4 protein-coding genes are annotated in these 6,448 nt (G+C 70.0%); 2 read left to right on the forward strand and 2 right to left on the reverse strand.

All coding sequences use genetic code 11. The annotated features are described in order from the left end of the window. Positions 1–131: 131 nt before the first annotated feature. A complete protein-coding gene (locus ACZ7OY_RS44485) occupies positions 132–341 on the reverse strand; it encodes a DUF5988 family protein (RefSeq protein ID WP_472251204.1) in 210 nt (69 codons plus the stop codon). Positions 342–391: 50 nt separating this feature from the next. Then, positions 392–1,162, reverse strand: coding sequence for a thioesterase II family protein (locus tag ACZ7OY_RS44490; protein ID WP_472251205.1), 771 nt, complete (start codon positions 1,160–1,162; stop codon positions 392–394). Between the two features lie 256 nt (positions 1,163–1,418). Here ACZ7OY_RS44490 and ACZ7OY_RS44495 point away from each other — a divergent pair, with 256 nt between their 5' ends. Both ACZ7OY_RS44495 and ACZ7OY_RS44500 read left to right on the forward strand, forming a co-directional pair. Then, entirely contained in the window at positions 1,419–2,519 is a 1,101-nt protein-coding gene (locus tag ACZ7OY_RS44495) for an NAD(P)-dependent alcohol dehydrogenase (protein WP_472251206.1), read from the forward strand. 46 nt (positions 2,520–2,565) lie between these two features. After that, the coding region (locus ACZ7OY_RS44500; RefSeq protein WP_472251207.1) for a type I polyketide synthase at positions 2,566–6,448 on the forward strand (3,883 nt) is incomplete at its 3' end.

Here is a 6,448-nt window from a genome sequence, read left to right on the forward strand (position 1 = left end):
GCTCGATCCGCTCCCGGGCCGTCAGCTTGCCCTTGGCATGCTGCGCCTCGGTCGCCCTCTCGCTGGGTCCTGCCAGTGCCTGCACGCGGATCTCGCGCAGCTCGCCGGGACTGCTGCGTGTCACCTGACGCTCACTCTGCGATGGCAGTGCGCGCCGTCCAGCGGAACACGGCCAGCTTCTCGTCGTCCAGCGTCGTGAAGTCGCCCTCGTGGGTGAAGTGCTCGTAGCCCGCCCCGAACCGGTGCTTGATCTTCTCCGTGAGCGAGCCGGTGAACTGTATGCGCTCGTCTTCGGGGAAGTAGGACGGGCCGCCTACCAGGAGCACCTTGATCTGGGACATCGTGGGCACCTCCGCGTTGCAGAGAGAGAATGGGTCGGCTACCTGGCGGGTCATGGTGAGGTGACGCGCAACCCCAGTGCGTTCAGCTGGGTGCGCAACACATCGAGCACCGCCGGGACTTGTGCGTTGAGATAGAAGTGGCCGCCTTGGAAGACCTTCAACTCGAAGGGGCCGCTCGTGTGGTCGGACCAGGCGCGAGCCTCGTCGATGGTGGTCCGGGGATCCGCGTCGCCCACGAGGGCGACGACCGGGCAGTCGAGTACGGCACCGGGGCGTGGGTGATAGGTCTCCACGGCGTGGTAGTCGGCACGGAGCGCGGGCAGGACCATCTGCCGGAGTTCGTCGTCCTCCATCAACGCGTTCTCCGTGCCGCCGAGTCGGCGGATCTCCGCCATGATTCCCGTGTCGTCGCGCAGCCGGATGTTCTCCTGGCGCACCCGGGAGGGTGCCCGGCGACCGGAGAGGAAGAGCGCGGCCGGGGTGATGCCGTCACGCGCGAGCGACATGGCAGTCTCGAACGCCACCATCGACCCCATGCTGTGCCCGAAGAAGGCCAGCGGGCCGTTCGCCCACGGGGCTATCGCCGCTGCGGCACCCTGGGCCATCTCTTCGATGGTGCGCAGCGGCGGCTCACTCCTGCGGTCCTGCCGGCCCGGGTACTGAACCGCGAGCACCCCGACCTCCGGTGCCAGCGCTGCCGAGACACCATGGAAGTAACTGGCGGAACCTCCTGCGTGCGGAAAGCAGACCAGACGGACCGCGGCCTTCGCAGAAGGGTGGTACCGGCGGATCCAATCGCTGTCCGTCCTGAGGTCGCTCATCGTGGGGACGCCTGTGCCCTTCATCTCGGCGCATCACTGTCCCCACGAATCTGACAGTGGCTGCCCACTGAATCAACCCCTAGGTATCCGGAATGAGTGCGGACGACATCGATCGCTCAACCTGCCTGCGGATAGTGGTTTTCTAGGGGGTGTCACTCCGATATCCGACGGTGCCCGTACTGGTTTTCTAGGGGTTGTGGAGCGCGGACCGGCGACGGAGTCTCGGAGGAGCATTGCCTCGCAGGGGAGAATGTGAATGGTTACCACTCGGGCCGCTGTTCTTCGTGACAGGGCAGGAGATTTCCAAATCGAAGAGATAATCGTCGCCGACGAATTGCGTCCCGACGAGGTCCGGGTACGGATCGTCGCAAGCGGCGTGTGCCACACCGACCTGCTCGTCCGGGACCAGGTACTGCCCCCCGCGTTGCCGGCCGTCCTGGGGCACGAAGGCAGCGGGGTCGTCCAGGCGGTCGGAGTCGGCGTCGACACCTGCGCGGTCGGCGATCGGGTCGTCCTGGCCCCGCTGAGCTGCGGGCGCTGCCGCAACTGCCAGTCGGCGCACCCCATGCACTGCGTGCACTGGGGCCCGCTGAACCTGCGCGGCCGTCGAACGGACGGTAGCACCGCCTACCAGGAGGTGAGCGGCACCGAACTCAACGGCCACTTCTTCGGGCAGTCTTCCTTCGCCGGCCAGGTCGTCGTTCCGCAGCGGTCTGTGATCAAGGTCAGGGACGACCTCGACCTGCACCTGGCCGGCCCGCTCGGCTGCGGACTCCAGGCCGGTGCCGGAACCGTCCTCAACGTGCTCGCCCCGCAACCCGGCACGTCCATCGCCGTGTTCGGTGCCGGCGCGGTCGGGCTCGCCGGGATCATGGCTGCCAAGATCGCGGGCTGCGACCCCATCTACGCCGTGGACCTGCACCGCGGGCGGCTCGACCTCGCCGTCGAACTGGGGGCCACCCACGTCCTGGACGCCGACGCCTCCGACATCGCCGGCCACCTCGTCCGGGTCACCGGCAGCGGGGTGGACTTCGCCCTCGACGCCGTCGGCCTGCCGCAGACCGCCCGCAGTACGGTCGACTCGCTGACCATGGGCGGTATCGCGGCGATCGTCGGCTCGGCCGGCAGCGGACAGGACGTGTCCCTGGGGCTCACCCAGCTCATGGGGCGCACCGTGCACGGCGTCATCGAGGGCGACATCGTTCCCGCCGTGTTCATTCCGCAACTCATGGATCTCCACGCCGCCGGACGGTTTCCCTTCGAACGACTCGTGCGGACCTACGCCTTCGACGAGATCAGCGCTGCCGTCAAGGACTGCGAAAGCGGAGTGACGGTCAAGCCGATTCTCCTGCACTGAGAATCCGCCAGCCGGACTGCCACCCAATTCCGAACGGGGAGCGACGATGCGCGAAGCAGGTCACGCCACAGCCGAGACACCTCGGACGGCCGACGTCCCGGAGGACTCCGTCGCGATCATCGGCATCTCTTGCCGCCTGCCGAAGGCCGACGGACCCGAACAGCTCTGGGACATGCTGAGCGAGGGCCGAGACGCCATCACCGACGTGCCACAGGACCGATGGCGGGCCGACGAATGGGCGGACCTTCCCGGACTCGGGAACACGGCGGGACTCGAACGTGGAGCCTTTCTCGACCGAGTCGCCGACTTCGACGCCGATTTCTTCGGCATAACTGCCCGCGAAGCAGAATTCATGGACCCCCAGCAACGCCTCATGCTGGAACTCGGGTGGGAGGCCCTGGAGGACGCCCGGATCCGTCCCTCCGCACTGCGGGGCGCCGACGTCGGTGTCTTCGTCGGGGTGAACTCCGACGACTACGCCAGGCTCCTCCACCAGGACGCCGCCGTCCAGGCAGGCGCCCATCACGCCATGCCCGGTGCCCAGCGCGCCGTCGTCGCCAACCGGCTCTCCTACTTCCTCAAACTCCGGGGCCCCAGCCTGACCCTGGACTCCGCCCAGTCCTCTTCCCTGGTCGCAGTCCATCTCGCCTGCGAGAGCCTGCGCCGCGGCGAGTCCCGGCTCGCCATCGCCGGAGGCGTCAACCTGCACCTGCTCGGCGAGAGCCCCCTCCTTGCCGCACGCTGGGGAGGACTCTCCCCCGACGGCCGCTGCTACACCTTCGACGCCCGTGCCAACGGCTACGTCCCGGGCGAGGGCGGCGGAGCGGTCGTACTGAAGAACCTCCGGCAGGCACTCGCGGACGGCGACCGCATCCACTGCGTCATCCGGGGGACCGCCACCAACAACGACGGCGGCGGCCGTACCCTGACAACCCCCGATGCGCAGGCCCAGAGCGCCGTCCTTCGGCAGGCCTACCGACAGGCCGCCGTGCCGCTCGACGCGGTCCAGTACGTGGAGCTGCACGGCACCGGCACCCGGGTCGGTGACCCCGTGGAGGCAGCCGCGCTCGGCGCGGTCCTCGGAACCGCCCGCCCCACGGACGACGCGCTTGCCGTCGGATCCGTGAAGACCAACCTCGGCCACCTGAGCGCCGCCGCCGGCATAGCCGGACTCCTCAAGACCGTCCTCTGCCTCAAGCACCGCATGCTCCCGGCCAGCCTCAACTACAACACCCCGAACCCCGACATCCCCCTCGATCGCCTCAATCTCCGCATCCAGCAGGGCCTTTCACAGTGGCCGCACCCGGACCGGCCGCTCATCGCAGGCGTCAGCTCGTTCGGCATGGGCGGCACCAACGTACACGTCGTCGTGGAAGAAGCCCCCCGCACCGGTGACGACGACGTCACCTCGCCCCCGAATGACGGCACGCATCTTCACGAGGAGGGCGCAGTGCCGCCCGCGACCTGGACAGCGGACGGCGGCCGGTCACTCACCCTCTGGCCGCTGTCCGCCGTGTCCGCACCAGCCCTGCGCACCCAGGCACGAAAGCTCCTCGACCTCGTCGTCCGCGACGACTGCCCGCCCGCGGAGGACATCGCCCGCTCGCTCCTGGTGACCCGCGAGACCTTCCCCCACCGGGGGGTCGCCGTGGGTACCGACCTGCCGTCCCTCACCCGCGCCCTGACCGCCCTGGCCGACGGCACCACCGCCCCCGGCGTCGTATGCACAGAGGCCACCCCCGGCGGTCTCGGTCTGCTCTTCACCGGCCAGGGCGCCCAGCGCGTGGGCATGGGCCGCCAACTCCACGACACACAAACCGAGTTCGCGTGCGCCCTGGACGAGATCTGCGAGGCGTTCGACCCATACCTCGACGGCCGGCTGCGCGAGGTGATGCTGTACGGCCCGAGCCGGCTCCTCGATCGCACCGAATGGGCCCAGCCCGCGCTGTTCGCCATCGAGACCGCCCTGTACCGGCTGGTTCGCTCCAGGGGCGTACGGCCCGACGTTCTCGCCGGACACTCCATCGGCGAGCTCACGGCCGCGCACGTCGCCGGGCTGTGGTCGCTGGAGGACGCCGCCCGGATCGTGGCCGCGCGAGGCCGGCTGATGCAGGCGCTGCCGGCCGGCGGAGCGATGATCGCCGTGCAGGCCACCGAGGACGAGATCGGCGCGGCACTCGCGGACGCCGATCCTGAGCAGATCGCCGTCGCGGCGGTCAACGGGCCCGACTCCGTGGTGATCTCGGGTGACAAGGAGCCCGTCACCGCCGTCGCCGAGCGGTTCGCCCGGCGAGGCCGCAAGACCAAGCGGCTGGTCGTCAGCCACGCTTTCCACTCGCCGCGCATGGAGCCGATGCTCGACGCCTTCCGTACGGTGGTGGAGTCGGCCGCCTTCCACGAGACCGCGATCCCGCTCGTGTCCAACCTCAGCGGCCGCATGGCCGCGGACGAGGAACTGCGCGATCCCGCCTACTGGGTACGGCATGTACGGCAGCCCGTGCGCTTCCACGACACCCTGCGCGCCCTGGCCGACCGGAACGTGCGCACGCTGATGGAGCTCGGCCCGGACGCCGTCCTGACGGCACTGGTGCCAGGTGCCATACCCGGTGCCGCGGCACTGCCCGTGCTGCGGCGGGAGCGGGACGAGGATCTCACCTTCGGAACGGCGCTCGCTCACCTGCATGCCAGGGGGGTGGCCGTCGAACTCGCGGCCGCGAGCAGCCGGCTCGTGGACCTGCCCACCTATGCCTTCCAGCGCGAGACGTACTGGTTGCCCCCTGTGCGGTCGGCGCATGACCGCCATGGCGGCGAACGAGGGCCCGCGGATACCGTGCACGTTCCCTCGGCTCCGGCTCCGGCTCCGGCTCCGGCGGCGTCCGCAGTCGAGGCCGGCCACCCGCTGGCCCAACTTCCGGCCGACGAGCGGTCTGTGGTCGTACGGCAGCTCGTCCGCGACCGCATCGACGGCGTCCTCGGCCGCTCCGAGGCCGGCTCGATCGAACCGACCCGGACCTTCAAGGAGCTCGGCTTCGACTCGATGATGTCCGTCGAGCTCGCCGAGGCCCTGCACAGCGCCACCGGGCTGACCTTCTCCGGCGGAATCGTCTTCGACCATCCGACGCCCGAGCGGCTTATGGAGCACATCCTCGGCGAGCTGACGGGCCGGCCGGACTCGCGAACCGGGGCAGGCGCCGCGGCGGCTGTCGTGGACGAGCCCATCGCGATCGTCGGCATGGCGTGCCGCTATCCGGGCGGGGTGCATTCGCCCGAGGACCTGTGGCGGCTTGTCGCCGACGGCAGGGATGCCATCTCGGAGTTCCCCGCCGACCGCGGCTGGGACGTCGAGCGGCTCTACGACCCCGACCCCGAGCACTGGGGCACCAGCTACGCCCGCGGGGGCGGCTTCCTTTACGACGCGGCGGAGTTCGACGCCGGGTTCTTCGGGATCTCTCCGCGTGAGGCGCAGGCGATGGACCCTCAGCAACGGCTCCTGCTGGAGACTGCCTGGCAGGCTGTCGAGTACGCGGGCATCGACGCGGAGACTCTGCGCGGCACCCGCACCGGCGTCTTCGTCGGCGCGACCACCCAGGACTACGGACCACGCGCCCAGGACGCCCCCGACGGCTTCGCCGGCTACCTCCTCACCGGAACCACCCCCAGCGTGATGTCCGGCCGCATCGCCTACACGTTCGGCCTGGAGGGGCCGGCGGTGACGGTGGACACGGCGTGCTCGTCGTCGCTGGTCGCGCTGCATCTGGCGGTGCAGTCGCTGCGGGCGGGGGAGTGCTCCCTTGCCTTTGCTGGCGGCGCCACGGTCATGGCGACTCCGGGGATGTTCCTGGAGTTCAGCCGGCAGCGGGGGTTGTCGGCGGACGGGCGGTGCCGGGCGTTCTCTGCGGACGCGGAGGGGACGGGGTGGGCCGAGGGTG

The organism is Streptomyces sp. NPDC107559 (genome assembly GCF_055657365.1).

Coding starts and splice junctions, on each gene's coding strand:
- ACZ7OY_RS44495 (WP_472251206.1), top strand. CDS start 1,419: ATGGTTACCACTCGGGCCGCTGTTCTTCGTGACAGGGCAGGAGATTTC.
- ACZ7OY_RS44490 (WP_472251205.1), bottom strand. CDS start 1,162: ATGAGCGACCTCAGGACGGACAGCGATTGGATCCGCCGGTACCACCCT.
- ACZ7OY_RS44485 (WP_472251204.1), bottom strand. CDS start 341: ATGTCCCAGATCAAGGTGCTCCTGGTAGGCGGCCCGTCCTACTTCCCC.